Annotated in this window: 21 protein-coding genes; 13 read left to right on the top strand and 8 right to left on the bottom strand. The window is 73.2% G+C overall.

The annotated features are described in order from the left end of the window. Positions 1 to 13: 13 nt before the first annotated feature. From CP982_RS38315 to CP982_RS38300, 4 genes are all read left to right on the top strand, one after another. Positions 14 to 1222: an MFS transporter gene (locus CP982_RS38315; RefSeq protein WP_150514700.1), complete on the top strand. Its 1209-nt coding sequence runs from the start codon at positions 14 to 16 to the stop codon at positions 1220 to 1222. A gap of 45 nt (positions 1223 to 1267) precedes the next feature. Beyond that, positions 1268 to 2260 (top strand): dihydroxyacetone kinase subunit DhaK, encoded by a 993-nt coding sequence (gene dhaK, locus CP982_RS38310; protein ID WP_150514699.1) that lies wholly within the window; start codon positions 1268 to 1270, stop codon positions 2258 to 2260. A gap of 62 nt (positions 2261 to 2322) precedes the next feature. Continuing rightward, a complete protein-coding gene (gene dhaL / locus CP982_RS38305; RefSeq protein WP_150514698.1) occupies positions 2323 to 2934 on the top strand; it encodes a dihydroxyacetone kinase subunit DhaL in 612 nt (203 codons plus the stop codon). Next, positions 2927 to 3337: a PTS-dependent dihydroxyacetone kinase phosphotransferase subunit DhaM gene (locus CP982_RS38300; protein ID WP_150514697.1), complete on the top strand. Its 411-nt coding sequence runs from the start codon at positions 2927 to 2929 to the stop codon at positions 3335 to 3337. Before dhaL ends, CP982_RS38300 begins: the two co-directional genes overlap by 8 nt. 12 nt (positions 3338 to 3349) lie before the next feature. Here CP982_RS38300 and CP982_RS38295 read toward each other — a convergent pair whose 3' ends face one another. From CP982_RS38295 to CP982_RS41990, 4 genes are all read right to left on the bottom strand, one after another. Next, the gene (locus CP982_RS38295; RefSeq protein WP_150514696.1) at positions 3350 to 4360 is read right to left on the bottom strand and encodes an ROK family protein; all 1011 of its coding nucleotides are present in this window, start codon (positions 4358 to 4360) and stop codon (positions 3350 to 3352) included. Positions 4361 to 4414: 54 nt separating this feature from the next. Further along, complete coding sequence (locus CP982_RS38290; protein WP_150514695.1) at positions 4415 to 5467, bottom strand: ROK family protein; 1053 nt, start codon at positions 5465 to 5467, stop codon at positions 4415 to 4417. A 39-nt stretch (positions 5468 to 5506) separates the two neighbouring features. Then, the gene (locus CP982_RS38285) at positions 5507 to 6238 is read right to left on the bottom strand and encodes a hypothetical protein (protein ID WP_150514694.1); all 732 of its coding nucleotides are present in this window, start codon (positions 6236 to 6238) and stop codon (positions 5507 to 5509) included. A gap of 95 nt (positions 6239 to 6333) precedes the next feature. Next, positions 6334 to 6843 (bottom strand): RNA polymerase sigma factor, encoded by a 510-nt coding sequence (locus tag CP982_RS41990; protein WP_170316582.1) that lies wholly within the window; start codon positions 6841 to 6843, stop codon positions 6334 to 6336. Between the two features lie 153 nt (positions 6844 to 6996). Between CP982_RS41990 and CP982_RS41985 the strand changes: the two genes are divergently transcribed. Both CP982_RS41985 and CP982_RS38275 read left to right on the top strand, forming a co-directional pair. Then, positions 6997 to 7197, top strand: coding sequence for a hypothetical protein (locus CP982_RS41985; RefSeq protein WP_170316581.1), 201 nt, complete (start codon positions 6997 to 6999; stop codon positions 7195 to 7197). Positions 7198 to 7313: 116 nt separating this feature from the next. Further along, the gene (locus CP982_RS38275) at positions 7314 to 8492 is read left to right on the top strand and encodes an acyl-CoA dehydrogenase family protein (protein ID WP_150514692.1); all 1179 of its coding nucleotides are present in this window, start codon (positions 7314 to 7316) and stop codon (positions 8490 to 8492) included. Between the two features lie 18 nt (positions 8493 to 8510). Here CP982_RS38275 and CP982_RS38270 read toward each other — a convergent pair whose 3' ends face one another. Next, a complete protein-coding gene (locus tag CP982_RS38270; protein WP_150514691.1) occupies positions 8511 to 9386 on the bottom strand; it encodes a GNAT family N-acetyltransferase in 876 nt (291 codons plus the stop codon). Positions 9387 to 9569: 183 nt separating this feature from the next. Between CP982_RS38270 and CP982_RS38265 the strand changes: the two genes are divergently transcribed. After that, positions 9570 to 10787 carry an alpha/beta hydrolase family protein gene (locus tag CP982_RS38265; RefSeq protein ID WP_150514690.1) on the top strand — a complete coding sequence of 406 codons (1218 nt, stop codon included), beginning with the start codon at positions 9570 to 9572 and terminating at the stop codon, positions 10785 to 10787. 7 nt (positions 10788 to 10794) lie between these two features. Here CP982_RS38265 and CP982_RS38260 read toward each other — a convergent pair whose 3' ends face one another. Next, complete coding sequence (locus CP982_RS38260) at positions 10795 to 11412, bottom strand: TetR/AcrR family transcriptional regulator (RefSeq protein WP_150514689.1); 618 nt, start codon at positions 11410 to 11412, stop codon at positions 10795 to 10797. 272 nt (positions 11413 to 11684) lie between these two features. Here CP982_RS38260 and CP982_RS38255 point away from each other — a divergent pair, with 272 nt between their 5' ends. Genes CP982_RS38255 through CP982_RS42810 form a run of 3 tightly spaced genes read left to right on the top strand, consistent with a single transcriptional unit; the run spans position 11685 to position 15383 of the window. Then, entirely contained in the window at positions 11685 to 13160 is a 1476-nt protein-coding gene (locus CP982_RS38255; RefSeq protein WP_150514688.1) for an MFS transporter, read from the top strand. Positions 13161 to 13197: 37 nt separating this feature from the next. After that, positions 13198 to 13980 (top strand): SDR family NAD(P)-dependent oxidoreductase, encoded by a 783-nt coding sequence (locus tag CP982_RS38250; protein WP_150514687.1) that lies wholly within the window; start codon positions 13198 to 13200, stop codon positions 13978 to 13980. A gap of 35 nt (positions 13981 to 14015) precedes the next feature. Further along, a complete protein-coding gene (locus CP982_RS42810; RefSeq protein WP_229879202.1) occupies positions 14016 to 15383 on the top strand; it encodes an alpha/beta hydrolase fold domain-containing protein in 1368 nt (455 codons plus the stop codon). Between the two features lie 18 nt (positions 15384 to 15401). Here the strand turns inward: CP982_RS42810 and CP982_RS38235 are convergent, their stop codons facing one another. Continuing rightward, positions 15402 to 15950, bottom strand: coding sequence for a GNAT family N-acetyltransferase (locus CP982_RS38235; protein WP_150514686.1), 549 nt, complete (start codon positions 15948 to 15950; stop codon positions 15402 to 15404). A gap of 211 nt (positions 15951 to 16161) precedes the next feature. Next, positions 16162 to 16581: a nuclear transport factor 2 family protein gene (locus CP982_RS38230; RefSeq protein ID WP_150514685.1), complete on the bottom strand. Its 420-nt coding sequence runs from the start codon at positions 16579 to 16581 to the stop codon at positions 16162 to 16164. Between the two features lie 208 nt (positions 16582 to 16789). On the opposite strand from CP982_RS38230, the gene CP982_RS38225 reads away from it, so the two are divergent. From CP982_RS38225 to CP982_RS38215, 3 genes are all read left to right on the top strand, one after another. After that, the gene (locus tag CP982_RS38225; RefSeq protein WP_150514684.1) at positions 16790 to 17182 is read left to right on the top strand and encodes a VOC family protein; all 393 of its coding nucleotides are present in this window, start codon (positions 16790 to 16792) and stop codon (positions 17180 to 17182) included. Between the two features lie 67 nt (positions 17183 to 17249). Beyond that, positions 17250 to 17843, top strand: coding sequence for a 3'-5' exonuclease (locus CP982_RS38220; RefSeq protein WP_150514683.1), 594 nt, complete (start codon positions 17250 to 17252; stop codon positions 17841 to 17843). 98 nt (positions 17844 to 17941) lie between these two features. Next, entirely contained in the window at positions 17942 to 18928 is a 987-nt protein-coding gene (locus CP982_RS38215) for a fibronectin type III domain-containing protein (RefSeq protein ID WP_150514682.1), read from the top strand. Positions 18929 to 18934: the final 6 nt, after the last annotated feature.

Raw genomic sequence — 18934 nt, 5'->3', positions numbered from 1 at the left:
TCCGGAGCCCTCGTTGTCGAATCCCTACCGCAAGATACTCGCCGCGCCCGGCGCGGCCTCGTTCACCGCCGCGGGCTTCTTCGGGCGCATGACGCTGTCCATGATGGGCGTCGGCATGATCACGTTGGTCTCCCAGGTCACCGGGCGGTACGGCCTCGCGGGCGCGCTGGCCGCGACCTTCGCGCTCGCGGCCGCCGCCATCGGCCCGCAGACGTCGCGCCTGGTGGACCGGCACGGCCAGGCGAGGGTGTTGCGTCCGGTGACCCTCGTCGCCGTCGCCGCGGTGGCGGGCTTCCTCCTCTGCCTCCACCGGGACGCCCAGGAGTGGGCGCTCTTCCTGTTCGCCGCGGGCATCGGCTGCGCGCCGAACGTCGGCTCGATGGTCAAGGCCCGCTGGGCCGAGGTCCATCAGGGGTCGCCGCGCGACCTGCACACCGCGTACTCCTGGGAGGCCGTGGTGGACGAGGTGTGCTACATCGTCGGCCCCATCGTCTCCATCGGCCTGTCCATCGCGTGGTTCCCGCAGGCGGGGGTGGTCCTCGCGGGCGGGTTCCTCAGCGTCGGCGTTCTCTGGCTCACGGCCCAGCGCGGCACCGAGCCCGCTCCGCATCCCCGCGCGGCGCACGACGAGGGCTCGGCGCTGCGCTCCCGGGGCCTTCAGGTGCTCGTCGCCACCTATGTCGCCATCGGTGCCGTCTTCGGCTCCGTCGACGTGGTCACGGTGGCGTTCGCCGAGGAGCGCGGCCACAAGGGCGCGGCGAGCCTGGTGCTCGCCGCGTACGCGATCGGTTCCTGCGCCGCAGGCGTCGTCCTCGGCCTGGTCCACCTCAAGGGCCCGCCGTTCACCCACTGGTTCGTGGGTGTCTGCGCCATGGCGGCGACGGTGCTGCCGCTGCTGTTCGTGACCAGTCTGTGGCTGCTCGCGCCGCTGCTCTTCCTCGCCGGGCTCTGCATCGCGCCCACCATGATCACCGCCATGCCCCTCCTGGAACGGCACGTGCCCCGGAGCAAGTTCACCGAGGGCATGTCATGGACAGGCACGGGCCTGGCCGTTGGCCTCGCCGTCGGCTCCGCGGTCTCGGGCCGGGTCGTGGACTCCTCGGGCGCCGAGTCGGGGTACGTCGTGCCGTGCGCGGCGGGGGCGATGGCGGTCGTGGTGGCGCTCGTGGGCGGCCACCACCTACGAGCGCCCGCCGAGAAAGACCTCGGAGGCTTCGCGTGACCGTCGCTGCCGCAAGGTCAATACTGCCCATGACAGGAGGTACCCATGAGGATGCTCATCAACGTGGCGGAGAGCGTGGTCGCGGACGCGCTCAGGGGGATGGCGGCCGCGCACCCGGAGCTGGCCGTGGACGTCGAGAACCGGGTGATCGTCCGCAGGGACGCGCCCGTCGCCGGGAAGGTCGCGCTGGTCTCCGGCGGGGGCTCGGGGCACGAGCCGCTGCACGGGGGATTCGTCGGTCCGGGGATGCTCTCGGCCGCGTGCCCGGGTGAGGTGTACACCTCACCCGTGCCGGACCAGATGGTGCGGGCGGCGGCCGCGGTGGACAGCGGCGCGGGCGTGCTGTTCGTCATCAAGAACTACACCGGTGACGTACTGAACTTCGACATGGCCGCCGAACTCGCCGAGGACGAGGGCGTCCAGGTCGCCAAGGTCCTCGTGAACGACGACGTGGCGGTCAGCGACAGCCTCTACACCGCGGGGCGGCGCGGCACCGGCGCGACCCTGTTCGTGGAGAAGCTCGCGGGCGCGGCCGCCGAGGAGGGCATGCCCCTGGAGCGCGTCGAGGCCGTCGCCCGGCGCGTCAACGACAACGCGCGCAGCTTCGGCGTCGCCCTCAGTGCCTGCTCCACGCCCGCGAAGGGCTCCCCCACCTTCGACCTTCCGGCCGGTGAGCTGGAGCTGGGCATCGGCATCCACGGCGAGCCGGGCCGCGAGCGGCGCCCGATGATGACGTCCGGCGAGATCGCCGACTTCGCCGTGCACGCCGTCCTCGAGGACCTCGACCCGCGCAGCCCCGTGCTCGTCCTCGTCAACGGCATGGGCGCCACCCCGCTCCTCGAGCTGTACGGCTTCAACGCCGAGGTGCACCGCGTGCTCCGCGAGCGCGGCGTGGCCGTGGCCCGCACGCTCGTGGGCAACTACGTGACCTCGCTCGACATGGCGGGCGCCTCGGTGTCCCTGTGTCAGATCGACGAGGAGCTGCTGCGCCTGTGGGACGCTCCGGTGCACACAGCCGCGTTGCGCTGGGGCAGGTGAGAGCCGCGGTCGGACGTCCGACCGCGCGCACGCTTCCGGAACACCCGACGCGAGGAGGCCCCGTGCTCGACGCCGACTTCTTCCACCGCTGGCTCGCCGCGGCCGCGGCGGCCGTGGACCGCGAGGCGGACCGCCTCACCGAGCTGGACTCGCCGATCGGCGACGCCGACCACGGCAGCAATCTGCGACGCGGCTTCACCGCCGTCGTCGCCACGCCGGAGAAGGAGGCCCCCGACACCCCGGGCGCCGTCCTGACCCTCGCGGGACGGCAGTTGATCTCCACGGTGGGCGGCGCGTCCGGACCGCTGTACGGCACGCTGCTGCGCCGCACGGGCAAGGCGCTCGGCGAGGCGCCGGAGGTCAGCGAGGCGGAGTTCGCCGAGGCGCTGCGCGCGGGGGTGGACGCGGTGGCCGCGCTCGGCGGCGCCGCGCTCGGCGACAAGACGATGCTGGACTCGCTGGTCCCGGGCGTGGACGCGCTGCCGACGTCGTACGCGGCGGCCCGGGAGGCGGCCCGCCGAGGGGCCCTTGCGACGATCCCGCTCCAGGCGCGCAAGGGCAGGGCCAGCTATCTGGGCGAGCGCAGCGTCGGCCACCAGGATCCGGGGGCGACCTCGTCGGCCCTGCTGTTCGAGGCCCTCGCCGAGGCCGCCGGGGAGGCGCCCGGTGAGTGACGGCGTCCAGCGCGTGGGCATCGTGCTCGTCTCGCACAGCGCCGCCGTCGCGGAGTCCGTCGCGCTGCTCGCCCAGGACCTCGCGGGCGGCGGGACAGGCCCCGTCGCCCCGGCGGGCGGCACCGCGGACGGCGGCCTCGGCACCAGCTCCGACCTCGTCGCGGCCGCCGCCCACCGGGTCGACCGGGGCGCGGGCGTGGCGATCCTCGCCGACCTGGGCAGTGCCGTGCTCACCGTGAAGGCCCTCATCGCCGAGGGCGACGAACTGCCCGCCCTCAGCCGCCTGTTGGACGCCCCCTTCGTCGAGGGCGCGGTCGCGGCGGTCGTCACGGCGTCGGCGGGCGGGGACCTCACCGCCGTGGCGGCGGCGGCCCAGGAGGCGTACTCCTACCGGAAGGTGTGAGGGGCGGCGGGTTCAGGTGACCGCCGTGCGCCGGGCCTGCGGCCCGGGCACACAGAGGCCGTCGCGGGCGAGGAGCGCGGCGCCGACCCACCCCGCCTCCGGGCCGCAGCGGGTCAGCCTGATGTCCGGCAGGTCGCGGTGGGCGCGCGCGGTGACGTACTCCTCGAAGCTCTCCCGCACCGGGGTGAGCAGGGGTTCACCGGCACCGGCCACGCCACCGCCGAGGACGATCAGTTCGACGTCGAAGAGGTTCACGAGGGTCGCGATGCCGATGCCGAGCCAGTGGCCGATGCGGGCCAGCTGCGCCCGCGCGGCGGGGTCTCCGGCCTGTGCGGCGGCGGTGACGTCCTCGCCCGTGACCCGGCGGCGGCCCGCGGCGAGGTGGCCCGTCGGCCGCCCCGCCGCCGCCAGCGTGGCGTAGCGCGCCAGTGCCGGGCCGGAGGCCAGGGGTTCCAGACAGCCGATGGTGCCGCAGCCGCAGCGCTCGGTGCCGTGCGGGTCGACGATCATGTGCCCGATCTCCGTGCCGATGCCGGTGCCGCCGCGGAAGAGCCGGTCGTCGAGCACGAGACCGCCGCCCACACCGGTGCCGACGGTGACGAAGGCCATGTACGAGGCGCTGTGCCCGAGGCGGTACTCGGCCCAGCACGCGGTGTTCGCGTCGTTGTCGACCACGGTCGGCAGGCCGGTCGCGTCCCGCAGCAGGCGGCGCAGCGGCGCGTCGCGGAAGGCGCTGTTCGGGGCCGTGCGGACGCGGCCGTCGGGCCAGTCGACGAGCCCGGCCACCCCCACCCCGACGCCCGCGACGTCGGGGTGGCGGGAACGCAACGCCTCGATCAGCAGGACGGCCGCCTTCAGCATCGCGTCCTGATCGGCCGCGGGGCACGGCACCGCGGGCACGCGTTCCACGATGTGCCCGTCCGTGTCGACGACGCCTGCGGCGATCTTCGTACCGCCGACGTCGAGGCCGAGGAAGCGGGGGGCGGACGGCCCGAGGGAAGGGAGGGAGGGAAAGGGGTCCATGGGGCTTCTCCTAGTGGGGTTCGAGCCGGGGCTCAGTGGGGTGGGAGCCCGGGCTCAGTGGGGTGGGAGCCGCACGCCGAAGCAGTGCTGCAGCGCGATCAGGGCCGCGCCGTGCGCGCCCCGGTCGGCGACGAGCGGCTTGGTGACGAGGTGGCAGTCGCGGTTGTCGTGGAAGGCGTACGAGCGGTACGTGCCCACCGCGCTCAGGAAGGCGTTGGCCGCGCGGTGCCCGCGGCCGCTGATGAGCAGGCTGTCGGCGGCGTACAGGACGACGTGGCTCGGCCCGAAGAGGGTCAGCAGATGAGCGAGTCCACGGGCGACCGAGGTGCCCGCCTTGCGGAAGGCGGCGACCGCGGCCAGGGCGTGCGGGTCGTCGCCGTCGGCGAGGTCCACCGCCGCCTCCAGGCCGTCCAGCTCCCGCCCGGTGAGGTCCTTGATCGCCCCGGTCAGCGCTCGGTTGCCCACCTGGCTCTCGATGCAGCCGCGCATGCCGCAGTCGCAGACGCGCCCTTGCGGCCACACCCGCAGGTGCCCGAACTCCATGGGCACGCTGAGGCGTTCGCGGCGCACCACCATGCCGGCGCCGACGCCGTCGCGGACGAGCACCACGGCGAAGGTGTCCGCGTGGCGCCCCGCCCCCAGCGTCTGTTCGTAGGCGGCGAAGGCGTGCGCGTCGTTCTCGACGACGGTGTCCCAGCCGGTGGCGGCCCTGAGTCTGGGGCCGAGCGGGAACTCCACCCACTCATAAGGCGGTGGCTTCTCCTTCCCGTGGTCATCGGGTCCGTTGACCAGATGGCGCACCAGGCCCGTGTCCGCGTCGACGGGCCCGCCGACCTGTACGCCGACGCACACCCGGTTCCTGGGGAAGGAGCGCCCCAGCTTGCTGTCGGCGAGTGAGCGGATCAGCGCCGCCGCGCGCTCGACGACCGCCTCGGGCTCCATGTCGGACAGGTCCGTCCGGGACCGGGCGGTCACCACCCCCTCGCTGGTGACGACGACACCGGCGAGCTTGTAGGGGAGTACCTCTATCCCTATCGCGTAGTGCCCGTGGTCGAGTTCGTACGACCGCCGAAGGACTCGCCGCACCTTCGCGTCGTATCCGTCCATGTTCCGGTCCCCCCGGGTGTCTCTCCGTGCGCGGTCGGATCACGGCGGGAAGCCGGGACCGACGATGTCGGGGTAGCGCTCGACCGCGGTGCGGACCGCGCGCCGGGTCAGCGCGACCACCTCGTCCATGTCGCACTCCTCGACGCCTCCGACGCGGCGCAGTCGCGCTCCGCCCTCGGCGGTCGCGGACGCCCCCACCCGCTGGACCAGGCGCGGCTCGCCCGTCTGCTGGAACGCGTCGTCCGGCGCTCCGATGTCGATGAGCCGGCTCGCCCGGTAGGCGTAGGGCAGATGACGTACGCACTCGGTGAGGAACGCGGCCTTCGCCTCCGTCCCCGCGGTGCGGGGGCGGGGCGCGCTCTCCGGCCGCTCCATCTCGTCGCGGAAGGTGTTGACCGCCCGTGCCACCGTCTCCACGACGAGGTCGTCGACCTCGTCGCGGCGCGGCCCCGCCCCCGCGTACTCCGTCGTCGCGATGGCCGTCAGCCACAGCTGGACGACGTGGAGTCCGTAGACCACCCAGTCGGCGCGGGTGCCGAAGTCGGACGTGTAGGCGTCCAGCTCCCCCGCACCGCCGCGGCCCCGCGCGTGCGCGTCGAGCACCGTGCGCAGTCTGGCCTCCACCTCGTCCGGCGTGAGGTCCGCGTCGACCTCGGACCGAACCGCTCGGAGATACCGCTCGTAGGCCGGGTGCACCTTCAGTTCGGCGCCCGTCCGAGGCGGCGGGCTGACTCGGATCGAGGTGGGATTCCGGCTGTCCCCCATGGTCATGTGCGGCCTCTCCTTCTTGTCCCTCGTGGGCACGCTCGTTCCTCGTGGGCACGCTCGTTCCTCGTCGGCACGCTCGTTCCTCGTGGGCACGGCGGTCACAGTCCGTCTCCCCGCTCGCCCTCCAGGCCGCGCCGCAGCGCGACGCGGGCGTGCCGCAAGTGACTGCGCACCGTGCTCACTTCCGTCTTGAGCAGTTCGGCGATCTCGTCCGTGGAGTATCCGTCCACGTACAGGGCCATCACGGCCCGCTGTCGCGGCGGCAGTTCGACGAGCTGCTGCCGCACCCACTCCCTCTCGTCCGGGTCGTCGCAGTCCTGTACGACCCGGGGGTGCAGGCAGGCCTGCCACTCGCCGTTGGTCCGCTTGCGGTCGCGTTCCGCGATCTTCAGGTACTTGTGCCAGGCCACCTTGCGGACCCAGCCGTAGGGGCGGCGGCAGTTCGGCCAGATGCCCGCGAGTTCGAGCATGGCTTCCTGCGCGACGTCCTTGGCCTCCTCCACCCTGGCCCCGGTCGCGGCCAGGGTGCGGACGAGGCGGGGGTATTCCGCTCTGAAGAACTCGGAGAACTCCGGTGGGACGGCCCCGTGGTCACCTGTACGGCTCACGCAGCCACCTCCTTGGGTCGGTCTCCCTATAGGGCCCCGCGGGGCCCGTTCGCGTGCAAGGAGGACGGCACTTTTCCTCGCCACGAAGGGAGTTGCACGGCGACAGCTCGAAATCGCCCTTCTTCGTACGAGTACGGAGGAGGCAGAACACTCATGAAGCGGAAGATCGGAACACGGCACAAGGACGACACGGCGGAGCGGCGTTCCCGCCGCCCCTCCCCCGCCGAGATCGTGAAGCTCGTCAACGGCACGGCGATGGGCATGGGCGGCGCCTACGTCCTCACCTCGTCGGCGCTGATCGCGGTCCTGGCAGGCGTACTGGCGGTGGTGCTGGCCGCGCTCTACTTCCTGTAAGGCTGCCGGGGCCCGAGGCGGTGACCGCCGGTCGGAGCCCGCGATCCGGGCCGCGGGGCGGACGCGTGAGACGTGCGTGAGACGATCGGGAACCACACCACGAGGAGAGGGTTTCCATGGGGGGCACGGGTCGGCTGCATGTCAGCGCGGAACTGGCGGGGGTGCTGGAGCGGATCGACGCCCTCGGCGGGATGCTCGACGAACGGGCCGATGCCGCCGAGGCGTTGGGGAGGCTGCCGGAGGACACGGCGCGGGCCCTGCTCGACACGGGGATCGTCCGGGCCGAGCTCCCGCTGAGCCTCGGCGGATACGAGTTCGCGCCGCGGCAGCTGATCGAGACGGCGGAGCGGGCGAGCTACCACGACGCCTCGGCCGGGTGGACCATGTTCGCGCTGCAGATGATGACCGGTACCACCGCGGCGTACCTCGCCGGGGACGCGGCGGCCGCCCTGTTCCCCGACGTGCCGAACGGGAAGTACGCGCTGCTCTCCGGGCACGGCACACGCCCCGGCCGGGCCGTCCCCGTGGAGGGCGGCTACCGGGTCAGCGGCCAGTGGCAGTTCGCGTCCGGGATGGCGCACGCCACCCACATCCACAGTGCGATCCAGGTCGAGGGCACCGATGAGCTGCGGGTCCTCGCGATGCCGAAGTCACAGGTGACCCTGGACGGCAACTGGGACGTGCTCGGCCTGCGCGCGACCCACAGCATCGACTACCACTGCGCCGACGTGTACGTACCGCACGAGTACACCTACGTCGCGACCACGGACACCCCGGTCAACGGCGGTGCCGTCTACCGCCTCGGCCTGGTCAACATGTCGGCGATCGGGCACACGGGCTGGGCCCTCGGCGTCGGCCGGCGGCTCCTGGACGAGCTGAGGCGGGTCGCCGCGGCGCGGACCGGTTCGCGGGGCGCCGCGGTCGACACCTCCCAGTTCCACGCCGAGTACGCGACGGCGGAGGCCCGCCTGCGGGCAGCCCGCGCCTGGGCGAACGACGTCTGGCAGGACGTCGAACAGACCTTGGACCAGGGCGAGTTGCCGAGCACCGAGCAGGACACTCTGATCCGTCTCGTCCTGAACCACACGACCTCGACCGTGTCCGAGGTGGGCCGCACCGTACACCGATGGGCCGGCTCGGCGGCGATCCGGCGCGGCCCGGTCGACCGCTTCCTGCGCGACCTCGGGACGGGCACGCAGCACATCACGTCGAGTCCGGTCGTGCTCCAGAACTGCGGCAAGTGGCTCAGCGGCGCCCGGCCGGAAGCCCGGTGGAGCTTCCTCGACCTGACCTGACCCTCCGGGGAAGCGCCCTCAGTCCCGGTACCGGTCCCGCATCTCGGGCAGCTCCCGGAAGCCCGCTGACGCGTAGGTGGCGACGGCGCCGACGTTGGAACTCGGGGTGCAGACGAGCGCGCTCGACGAGCCGAGCCGCCGGAGCGCGGCCGCCGCGGCCACGGTGATCGCCCTGCCGTGGCCGTGGCCGCGGTGGTCTTGGTGCACGCCCATCGGCTCCAGCACGCCGGGCCTGCCCGGACCCGCCGACCACACCGTCACGGCCGCCACCGCGTCGTCCCGCTCGTCGTACGCGACCAGGCAGCGGGCGTCGGCGTACGGCGATCCGGCCGCCATCGCGTGCCAGCGCTCCGCCGTGAACGCCGCCGTGTCGAACGCCGACCGGAGGACGGCGGCGAACACGTGCGCCCGCTCCGGTCCGATCTCCTCGATCCGCAGGCGCGGCGGGGCCGCCGGGTCCTCGACCGGCGGCGTGAGGTCCCGGCGCAGCGGCGTCCACGGCTCGTCGGTACGCCAGCCGTGCTCACCCAGCAGGTCGTGGACCAAGGCGTCCATCGGCGCCTCGACGTTCGCCTTCCCGGCGGGCAGTACGCCGTGCTCCGGCGTGACCACGTCCTCGACCAGGCGCCGGGCCAGTTCCTCGTCCCTCCGGGCGTCGGGCGCGGTCGTCAGGCGCAGCAGCCCGGGGCCGTCCAGGAGCCCGACGGCGAGGATCCGGCCGTCCCTGCTCCACGTCCGGACGGCCTCGGCCACCGCCCGCGCACCCGACCGGAAGAACCAGCCCAGGTCCCCCGGGTGCAGCTGCATCGGCGCCCCCTCGTGCTGCCACTCCCGCAGCGCACCCACGGCTTCGTCGAGACCGTCGACTTCCGGCCTGCCCCATTCGATCGCCATGCCCCTGATCACACACCGCCGCGCGGGCCGTCCGCACCTGGTTTTCTCCAGCCGCGGCCTGGCTCTCCAGGGCTACGCCCGGGTTGGCTCCGCGGCGTGATTCCTTTCGGGTTCGGCGTTTCTACGGTGGTTCCACCGAGGCCGACGTCGTCGTGCGCGGTCGCCGAGAGAGAGGTTGTGGACATGTCGTCACGTCGTCGTGGAGCCGTTGCCGTCCTGCTGGCCGGCGCGGTGGCCGCGGGCGCGGTCACACTGACCGCCTGCGGCTCCGGAGAGGCTGCCGCCGCGTCCTCCGGCGAGACGGCCGGGGAGCGGAGTCAGGCGCGGCGGCTCGCGCTTCCCGCGCCCACCGGTGCGCACGCGGTGGGCCGGAGCTCGCTGCACCTCGTCGACAACAACCGGCGCGACCCCTGGGTGCCGAAGGCGGGTGCCCGGGAGCTGATGGTGTCGATGTACTACCCGGCGTACCGTCCGGCGCGGAAGCCGGCCGGCACCCCGGCCCCGTACATGAGCACCGCGGGCGCCCGGGCCTTCCTCAAGGAGATGGAGGTGGAGCTGCCCGCCGACGTGCTCAGCTCCACCCGCACCCACACGTTCGAGGGCGCGAAGGCCAGGTCGGGGACGTTCCCGCTGGTCGTCCTCTCGCCCGGCTTCAGGACGCCGGGCGCGACCCTCACCGGGCTTGCCGAGGACCTGGCCAGCCGCGGCTACGTCGTCGCGGTGGTCGACCACGCCTACGAGGCCGCGGGCGTCGCGTTCCCGGGCCGGGGCATCCTGCCGTGCGCGGCGTGCGGGAAGATCGGCCCCACCACCTTCCGGCCCGCCGCGGAGGGCCGGGCCAAGGACCTCCGCTTCGTCCTTGACCGGCTGGTCGGGAAGGCGTCGCCGTGGAAGGACGCGGGTCTGATCGACAAGCGCAGGGTCGCCATGGGCGGGCACTCGCTGGGCGGCGCCGCGGCCGCGGCGGCCATGGCGGACGACCCGCGCGTACGGGCCGGGGTGAACATGGACGGCCCCTTCGTCGACAGCGGCGACGCGTCCGGCCTGTCCGGCCGCCCGTTCCTGATGATGGGCACCGAGGCCGACCACAGCCCCGGTGGCGAGGACGGCAGCTGGGACGTGGTCTGGAAGCGCCTCGAAGGCTGGAAGCGCTGGCTCACGCTGTCCGGCGCGGACCACTTCGCCTTCACCGATCTGGCGCCGCTGGCCGGGCAGTTGGGCGAGGACGACCCCGAAGGCCTGCCGGGCCAGCGGGCCGCGGGGATCACCCGTGACTTCGCGGGGGCGTTCTTCGACGAGCACCTGCGCCACCGCCGCACACCGCTGTTCGACGGTCCGAGCGCGGCCAACCCCGAGGTCGCCTTCCAGCACGCCTCCGGCAAGGCTGCCAAGGGCGCCTGACTGTTCCTCACTCCGGCGACCGGGCCCAGACCCCCGCCCGAGCCCCGGCGGCCGCCGACCGCGCCGCCGCGTCCGCGTCCGCGTCGGTCAAGGTGTACCCCCTGTTGAGGAGGGCGTAGTACAGCGGTGCCGAGACGGCTGCGACGACGGCGTGCGGGTCGGTGGCGGTGGGGAGTTCGCCGCGCGCGATCGCGTCGCGGACGCAGCCGGACCACTCCTCGATCCGCACCTCGTAGAAGCGGTGCAGGGCCTGCGCGGCCTGGTCGTCGCAGAGGGAGGCGGCGATGAGCGCCTTGAAGAGGCGGCCCTGCCGGGAGTCGGTGAGGGTCTTCACGACCAGGCGGGCGTTCGCCCGGAGGTCCTCGTCCAGGCTGCCGGTGTCGGCGCGCCGCAGCGACTGCTCGGCCATGTCGGCCAGGAGGTCGGCGGCGAGTGCGCCGGGGGTGCCCCAGCGGCGGTAGACCGTGGTCTTGCCGACGCCCGCGCGGGCCGCGATCTCGGTGAGGTCGAGCGCGTCGAACCTGTCGGCGGCCAGCGCGTCACCGGCCGCCCGCAGGACGGCCTCACGTACGCGGGCGGTGCGTCCGCCGGGCCGGACGGTGCCAGGGGCCGGGGTGCCGGGCATGGGTCCCCTCCTAAGGGTGTCGAGCTACGGGCCCTGGGGGTGCCGAGCTGCGGACGTCGAGCGGTGCTTCACGGTGCGCGCACCATCGTATCGGGACTCCAGTTCCCTTACCGCCTTCGGCGTGCTAACTTCTCAGCCATAACGGAACGACAGACCCATTAGGGCAGGTCGCTCTCCGGTCTCCCCGTCCTGCCCGGCGCCCCGGCGCCCCTGGCACCTCCCGCACCACCGCTTCCCGCGCCGCCGCGGCGAAGCCGAAAGGAAGCCCTCCGATGTCCGCAACCGAGCTCGCGGCCCGCCCGGCCCCGCGCCGCACCGAAGCCGCCGCTCCCCCGGCTCGACCGCAGCGGCTCACCGGCGAGTTGAAGCTGGTCCTGGCCGTCCTGCTTGTCGCCCAGTTCATGCTGGCCGTCGACTTCTCGATCCTGAACGTCGCTCTGCCCGCCATCGGCGAAGGCCTCGGCTTCTCGCTCTCCAACCTCCAGTGGATCGCCACCACGTTCGCCCTGAGCGCGGCCGGCTTCACCCTCTTCTTCGGCCGCATCGGCGATCTGATCGGCCGCAAGAAGATCTTCATCGGCAGCCTCGCCCTGCTGGGCGTCGCCTCGCTCGCCGGCGGCCTGGCGACCAGCCCGGAGGTGCTGCTCGCCGCCCGCGTCGCCCAGGGGCTCGCCACGGCCGCCGCCACCCCGGCCGGGCTCTCGCTGCTCACCACCTCCTTCCCCGAAGGGCCGCTGCGGCAGAAGGCACTGGGCATCAACGGCGCCCTGATGTCCGCCGGGTTCACCACCGGGGCGATCCTCGGCGGCGTCCTGACCGATCTGCTCTCCTGGCGCTGGGCCTTCTTCATCAACGTGCCCGTCGCCCTGGCCGTGATCGTGATCGCCCCCGCCGTCATCAAGGAGTCCAAGCCGGCCGTCCGGCCGAAGCTGGACCTGCCCGGCGCCCTCACCGTCACCCTCGGCCTGCTCGCCCTCGTCTACGGCCTCACCCAGGCCGGTGAGCACGGCTGGACGAACGCGCACGCCCTGACCGGCCTCGCCGCGGGTGTCGTGCTGCTTGCCGCGTTCTTCGCCATCGAGCGCAGGGTCGCCGAGCCGCTCGTCCCGCTCAGGACGCTGGGCCGCCGCAACGTCGCCTGGGGCAATGTCCTTGGCCTGCTCGCCTTCGTCACCGAGACCTCGCTGGTCTATCTGCTCACCCTCTACCTGCAGAAGACGCTCGGCTTCACCCCGCTCACCGCCGGCATCTCCTTCGGCGTCCTGGGCGTCGGCACCGTCGTCGGCGGGCTCCTCGCGCCCAAGGTGATCGCCCGTCACTCGACGCTGACGGCCCTGGTCACGGGCGGCGTCATCCAGACGGTGTTCACCGCCGCGCTCCTCTTCCTCGGTACGACGACGGAGGCGTCCCTCGCCCTGCTGCTGCCCGCCACCTTCTTCGGCGGCATCGGCAACATGCTCGTCATCGTCGGCTTCATGGTGACCGCCACCAGCGGGCTCCCCGACGCCGAACAGGGCCTGGCCACCGGGCTCGCCTCGATGTCCCAGCAGGTCGGCATCACCATGGGCACGCCGATCATGTCCGCGGTCGTCACCGCCACCAGCGCGGGCGCGGCCACGGCCTCCGCCGTCCACCACGGCGTGACCGTCGCCATCGCCGTCAACGCCGCCCTCGTCCTCCTCGGGGTCGTGTTCGCGGCGGTGTTCCTCCGGACGAAGCGCGGTACCGGAACCCCAGCCAAGGCCTGACTCCAGCCCCCGCCCCCAGCCCGCAAGGAGCAAGACCATGGACCTCCAGCTCACGGACAAGGTCATCGTCGTCACCGGCGCCACCAGCGGCATCGGCCAGGCCACCGCCCATCTGCTCGCCGACGAGGGCGCCCACGTCATCGCCGTGGCCCGCGGCACCAACGGCGCCCTGCCCGCCAAGGCCGCCTTCGTCGCCGCCGACCTCACCGACCCGGCGGCCGCCCAGCAGATCGTCGAGCACGTACGCGCCACCCACGGCCGCCTGGACGGCCTGGTCAACAACGCCGCCGCCCTGACCTCCCAGCCCTCCTTCGCCGCCATCGACGACGACCAGTGGCACACGACCTTCGAACTCAATCTGCACGCCGTCGTCCGACTCACCCGCGCCGCGCTGCCCCTGCTCCAGGCCAACCCGCACGGCGCGAGCCTCGTGCACGTCGCCAGCGAGGCCGCCCGCCTTCCCGACGCCACCATCGCCGACTACGCCGCCTCCAAGGCCGCCCTGCTCTCCGTCTCCAAGTCCCTCGCCACCAGCCTCGGCGACTCCGGCGTGCGCTCCAACGTCGTCTCGCCCGGCCCCACCCGCACCGCCCTCTTCGACGCCCCCGGCGGCTTCGCCGAGCAGCTCGCCGAACGCTTCTCCCTCCCCGCCGACCAGGCCGTCGACCACTTCATCCGCCACGAACGCCGTCTGCCCACCGGCCGCATCGGCGCCCCCGAGCAGGTCGCCGACCTCATCGCCTACCTCCTCTCTCCGCGCGCCTCCCAGGTCACCGGGGCCGAATGGAGCGTCGACGGCGGGGCCCTGCGCCAGCTGTGACCGCGTCAGCCGGACACCGAGAGGACTCCTCCGCCATGAGCACGAGCAGCACCACCGCCGTCCGCACCGACGAAGTCGCCTGGCGGCGCCTGACCGTCCCGGCGTCCAACCCCGTCCCGGTCCGCCTGTACGAGCCCGGCGCGGGCAGCGGGACCGGCACCGGCGGCTGGCTCGTCTGGGCGCACGGCGGGAGCTGGCAGTACGGGTCCGCCGCCGACTGGCATCCGGTCACCCACCGCCTGGCGGCCCTGACCGGCTGGACCGTGGTCAGCGTCGACTACCGCCTCGCTCCCGCGCACCGCCACCCGGCCGCGCTCGAAGACGTCCTGGCCGTACTGGACTGGGCGGGCGAACGAGCCGGTGCCGCAGCCCGGATCGCCGTCGGCGGGGACAGCGCGGGGGCCACCCTGGCCGCGAGCGCCGCCCTCGCCCTCCGCGATCGCGGGCAGCGCCTCGACGCCCAGCTGCTGGCCTACCCGCCCCTCAACCCGTCCTGCGCCGCCCCCAGTTACCGGCGGGATCCGGCCGCCTTCCCCGAGGCCGCCGCGCTGCGCCGGTCCTGGCGCACCTGGCGCGGCACCGGACCCGCCACGGCCGCCGCGTCCGACGGCACGGCCCTGCACAGCACCCCGCTCGACGCCGAGGACCTCCGCGGTCTGGCACCCGCCGTGCTCGCCGTGGGCGCCCTGGACCCCGTGGCCGACGACGTCCTCGCCTACGCCGAACGCCTCAGGGCCGCCGCCGTCCCCACCCGCCTCATCCACGCACCCGACGCCGCCCACGCGGACCTGCTCGCCCCCCACAGCCGCCTCCTGCCGCGCCTGGCCGACGCCCTGCGCGACCTGCCTTGCCCCCTCCCCCTTCATCTCTCTAGAAAGGACGTTCTATCCATGACGACCACACGTCCGCCCACCCCCACACCCGCCCCCATGGGGGACCTCCTCCGCCACTTCGCCGACCTGCGCGACGGCACCCACGCCGGGCACACCGAACGCCGGGACAAGGAGGCCGCCTTCGCCAGGACGACCGAACTGCTCGACGCCCCCGCCCGCCGGGCCCTCACCGAGTACGACACGCAGCTGCTGCTCGGCACGGGCACCCTCCAGGCCACAGGGCTGCGCCGCGACCAGCACGGCGGCAGCTACGCCACCTGGCGCCTGACCTGGCCCGAACAGCTCCGCACCGGCATCCCCGCCCTCTGTCTCCACGCCTACTTCGGCGCCGGGTTCCACCACCCCCACCTGCGCGGCACCACCGTCGCCGACTGGCCCCTCAACGTCTTCACCCACGCCCAGGCCGCCGAACTCCTCCCGACCTTCCGCGCCATCATCGCCGCCGACCTGCACAACCTCGTCTTCCAGCGGGACTGGCGCATCGTCCCCGCCCTGCGCACCTCCCCCTAGACGGCGTCGACGTCGCGGCTACGCGGCCAGAATCGCGTCCGCCGGGACCTCGAAGACGAAGCTGATCCCCTCGCGCTCGTCCCCCTTCTCGCCGACGCGAGTGAAACCGAAGCCCGCGATGGTGGCCAAGGAGGCCTCGTTGTCCGACCGGATGGTGGCCCGTACGGTCCTGACACCGGGTTCGGCGGCGGCCCTGACGAGCAGTTCCCTCAACATCGCGCGGGCGTAGCCCTGACGGCGGTGGCCGGGCACGACGGTGTAGCCGACCTCGACCACGCCCGCCTCGTCCGGCGGCCCGTGGAACCCGGCGTCGCCGACGACGGCGCCGTCCGGCACGGACACCGCGGCCCGCGTGGTCCAGGGCGCGGCGGACGGATCCTTGGCCAGCTGCTCCGCGCGATAGCCGAAGATCCAGCGGGCCCGTTCGGAGACGAAGTGCGCGTCGAGGGCGACCCCGGCCTCGGCGCTGCCGCCGGAGAGGTCACCGTCGGCGAGTGCCCGCAGTGCCTTGGCGCTCAACGAGACGAAGCGGATACGGCGGGGAGGGAAGGGAGATTCGCTGTTCATCGCGGAGATGCTCACCCGGCACCAGGGATCTGTCCAGCGCTTTTGCGGCTTCGGCCAGGCCCCGGCGGGCCAGCGCGCCGGGAGTAGAGACTCAGCCAATTCGCGGCCGGGCGCACATGGGCGGGGCCGGTGGGGGCACACTGAAGGCCGGGCCCGCCGCGCTCCCCCGTCGCGGCGGGCCCTCTGCTCGCCCCCTCCCGCGAGGCCGGCCTCAGCTCATCAGGTCGGGCGCGAAGTAGTCGCGCAGCCGCGCGATCTTGTCATCGCGGACGCGGAAGATCTGCACGAGGGAGATGGTCACGTCGTCCCCACCCCCGTCACCGTCCCCGTCGAAGACCGTGTCGATCTCGGCGATGAAGACGTCGGGATCCGAGGTGGTGTGCAGCACGTAGCCGGACTTCTCGAGGTTCGGCACGCGGTCGTCCCGCGCCTGTCGTCCGTAGTACGCAGCCAACGCGGTACGGATCTCCTCGCGGCCCACCAGTCTCCTGGGGAAGGAGGCGCCGGGAGGCATGAGCGGTGCCTCGAAGACGCCGTCCTCGGTGAAGCTCTCGGCGACGGCGTCGGCGTTCCGGGTCATGGCTCCGGCGTGGACGTACCTCTCGAAGATCTCCTGCGGCGTTCGGGGCATGAGGGCCTCCCTGGGCTCGGACGCGTCGGATCGGACGCTTCCCGATCGCCGCGGCAGGTATGCGCGACCAGGAGGCCCGGCCGGCCCCACCCCCGCGCCGCCCTCGACGCGCTCGGGGAGGCTTCCTGTCAGAGACTGTTCGGGATCTGGCAGATCGCCGTGCGACGGCCCGTGCCCGCCGCAACCGGACCGGAGGAGAGAGCACTCCATGAGGATTCACCTGACCAGCGTCTTCGTCGACGACCAGGCGAAGGCCGAGCACTTCTACACGGAGATCCTCGGCTTCGTGAAGAAGCACGACGTTCCGGTGGGCGAGACGGACCGGTGGCTGACCGTCGTCCCGCCCGACGAGCCGGGCGGCGTCGAGCTGCTCCTGGAGCCCGCGGGGCACCCGGCCGTCAAGCCGTACCGCGACGCGCTCGTCAAGGACGGCATCCCGCTCGCCCAGTTCGCCGTCGACGACGTGCGCGCGGAGTACGAGCGGCTGCGTGGCCTCGGCGTCCGCTTCACCCAGGAGCCCCTGGAGATGGACGAGATCACCTTCGCCGTCTTCGACGACACGTGCGGCAACCTGATCCAGATCGCGACCCAGCCGCAGTAGAGCGCGGGAGAGCGCGGGAGAGCGCGGGAGAGCGCGGGAGAAGGCGAAAGGGAAGGAGAACGTGACCGTGTCCACCTTCGTGGTTTTCGACCTGGAGTTCACGACGTGGCCGGGAGCCCTTGAGGCGGACTGGTCGGGCCCCGGCCAGCTGCGCGAGATCGTGCAGATCGGGGCCCTGCGCCTCGGTGCGGACCTCTCGGTCGTGGAGGAGTACGAGGCGCTGGTGCGGCCGGTGGTCAATCCACGCCTCTCCGCGTTCTTCACCGAGCTCACCGGCATCGAGCAGGAAGCGGTCGACCGGGAGGGGCTCGCGCCCGCGCGGGCCCTGAGTGACTTCCTGGGGTTCTGCAAGGGACAGACCGTGCTCTCCTACGGCAACGACATGGTCGTCATCGGGGAGAACACGGGCTGGGCGCGGGCACGCGGCGAGCGGATCGAGAACAGCTGGCTGGACGCCCACTTCCTGAACGTGCGGCCCTGGCTCAACACCCTGGCGCCCGCGACGACGGGTGTGAACGTGGGGCGCCTGTGGCAGGTGCTCGGGCTGCCCAGACCCGCTGCCGGGCAGGAGCATTCGGCCCTCTTCGACTGCTACTCCTTCGCGGCGGCCCTCCGGCACCTCGGTGCGTCCGGGGCCGCCTTGCTGGAGGGGTGCCTCTGACGTCCGGCCCCCGGTTGATCCACCCCACCTCTTGATGTGCCCCGGTCACGCCTGCCACATTGGTCCGGACCAATTGCCGTCGAGTGGAAGGCAAGCCCGTGCGACGGACCCCCCACACACGTCACCTGCCGCCCGTCTGCCTCACCGTCACCGTCGCCTGTCTGCTGAGCGCCTGCGCCTGGGGCGGTGAGGAGAGCGGGGGCGCGGCGCCGCCGGACGCGCCGCGCGGGGTGACCGTACAGGCGGGCAGCGCCACGTCGGTGCACGTGATGTGGAACCGGTCCACCAGCCGCACCGGCATCGACGGGTACGAGGTGTACCGGGGCGCCACCCGGGTCAAGCGCGTCCCGGCCGCCCAGCACATGGTCGACATCACCGGGCTCAAGCCGTCCGCCACGTACACCTTCTCCGTCCGGGCGCGCGACGCCGACGGGAACCTCAGCGCCGACAGCAAGAAGCTGACGGTCACCACGCCCGCCGCGGCGGCGGCCGACACCGAGGCGCCCTCGCGTCCGCCCGGGCTGCGCGGCGCGGCCGAGGGCGGGCACGCCGCGACCCTGTCGTGGGGCGCGTCGAAGGACAACCGCAGCGTGGCCTCGTACGAGATCTACCAGGGCACGACGAAGATCCACAGTGTCGGCGGCGGCACCACGGACACGCTCATCACGGGGCTGCGGCCGGGAAGGGCGTACACGTTCACGGTGAAGGCGCGGGACGCGGCCGACAACTTCTCGCCCGCGAGCCCCGCCGCGCGCGTGCGGACCTCGGGCAGCAAGGACAGCGGCCGCGGCACCGCTCCGGCCGGCCTCCGCGCGACGTCGCGCCAGAAGGACGGGGCGTACTACGTCGACCTGTCCTGGAAACCGCCGCACACCGGCGGCGCGGTGACGGAGTATCAGATCCATCTGGACGGCGAGAGCGCCACCTCGCTCGTCTTCGGCGGCACGGTCCCGCAGGGCCGGGTGAAGCACAGCTTCTACGTGGGCAAGAAGCCCGGCGTCACCCACCGGGTGCGGCTGCGCGCCAAACTGCCCGACGGCACGTGGGGCGGCTACTCGGCCGAGCGCGCGGTCACCACGCGGTGAGGGGCG

This window comes from Streptomyces spectabilis (assembly GCF_008704795.1).
Lineage (GTDB): Bacteria > Actinomycetota > Actinomycetes > Streptomycetales > Streptomycetaceae > Streptomyces > Streptomyces spectabilis.
The sequence above is the reverse complement of the archived record's forward strand: the minus strand, read 5'-3'. Positions and strand labels throughout refer to the sequence as shown.

Coding starts and splice junctions, on each gene's coding strand:
- dhaK (WP_150514699.1), top strand. CDS start 1,268: ATGAGGATGCTCATCAACGTGGCGGAGAGCGTGGTCGCGGACGCGCTC.
- CP982_RS38295 (WP_150514696.1), bottom strand. CDS start 4,360: ATGGACCCCTTTCCCTCCCTCCCTTCCCTCGGGCCGTCCGCCCCCCGC.
- CP982_RS38290 (WP_150514695.1), bottom strand. CDS start 5,467: ATGGACGGATACGACGCGAAGGTGCGGCGAGTCCTTCGGCGGTCGTAC.
- CP982_RS38285 (WP_150514694.1), bottom strand. CDS start 6,238: ATGACCATGGGGGACAGCCGGAATCCCACCTCGATCCGAGTCAGCCCG.
- CP982_RS41985 (WP_170316581.1), top strand. CDS start 6,997: ATGAAGCGGAAGATCGGAACACGGCACAAGGACGACACGGCGGAGCGG.
- CP982_RS38275 (WP_150514692.1), top strand. CDS start 7,314: ATGGGGGGCACGGGTCGGCTGCATGTCAGCGCGGAACTGGCGGGGGTG.
- CP982_RS38270 (WP_150514691.1), bottom strand. CDS start 9,386: ATGGCGATCGAATGGGGCAGGCCGGAAGTCGACGGTCTCGACGAAGCC.
- CP982_RS38265 (WP_150514690.1), top strand. CDS start 9,570: ATGTCGTCACGTCGTCGTGGAGCCGTTGCCGTCCTGCTGGCCGGCGCG.
- CP982_RS38260 (WP_150514689.1), bottom strand. CDS start 11,412: ATGCCCGGCACCCCGGCCCCTGGCACCGTCCGGCCCGGCGGACGCACC.
- CP982_RS38255 (WP_150514688.1), top strand. CDS start 11,685: ATGTCCGCAACCGAGCTCGCGGCCCGCCCGGCCCCGCGCCGCACCGAA.
- CP982_RS38250 (WP_150514687.1), top strand. CDS start 13,198: ATGGACCTCCAGCTCACGGACAAGGTCATCGTCGTCACCGGCGCCACC.
- CP982_RS42810 (WP_229879202.1), top strand. CDS start 14,016: ATGAGCACGAGCAGCACCACCGCCGTCCGCACCGACGAAGTCGCCTGG.
- CP982_RS38235 (WP_150514686.1), bottom strand. CDS start 15,950: ATGAACAGCGAATCTCCCTTCCCTCCCCGCCGTATCCGCTTCGTCTCG.
- CP982_RS38230 (WP_150514685.1), bottom strand. CDS start 16,581: ATGCCCCGAACGCCGCAGGAGATCTTCGAGAGGTACGTCCACGCCGGA.
- CP982_RS38225 (WP_150514684.1), top strand. CDS start 16,790: ATGAGGATTCACCTGACCAGCGTCTTCGTCGACGACCAGGCGAAGGCC.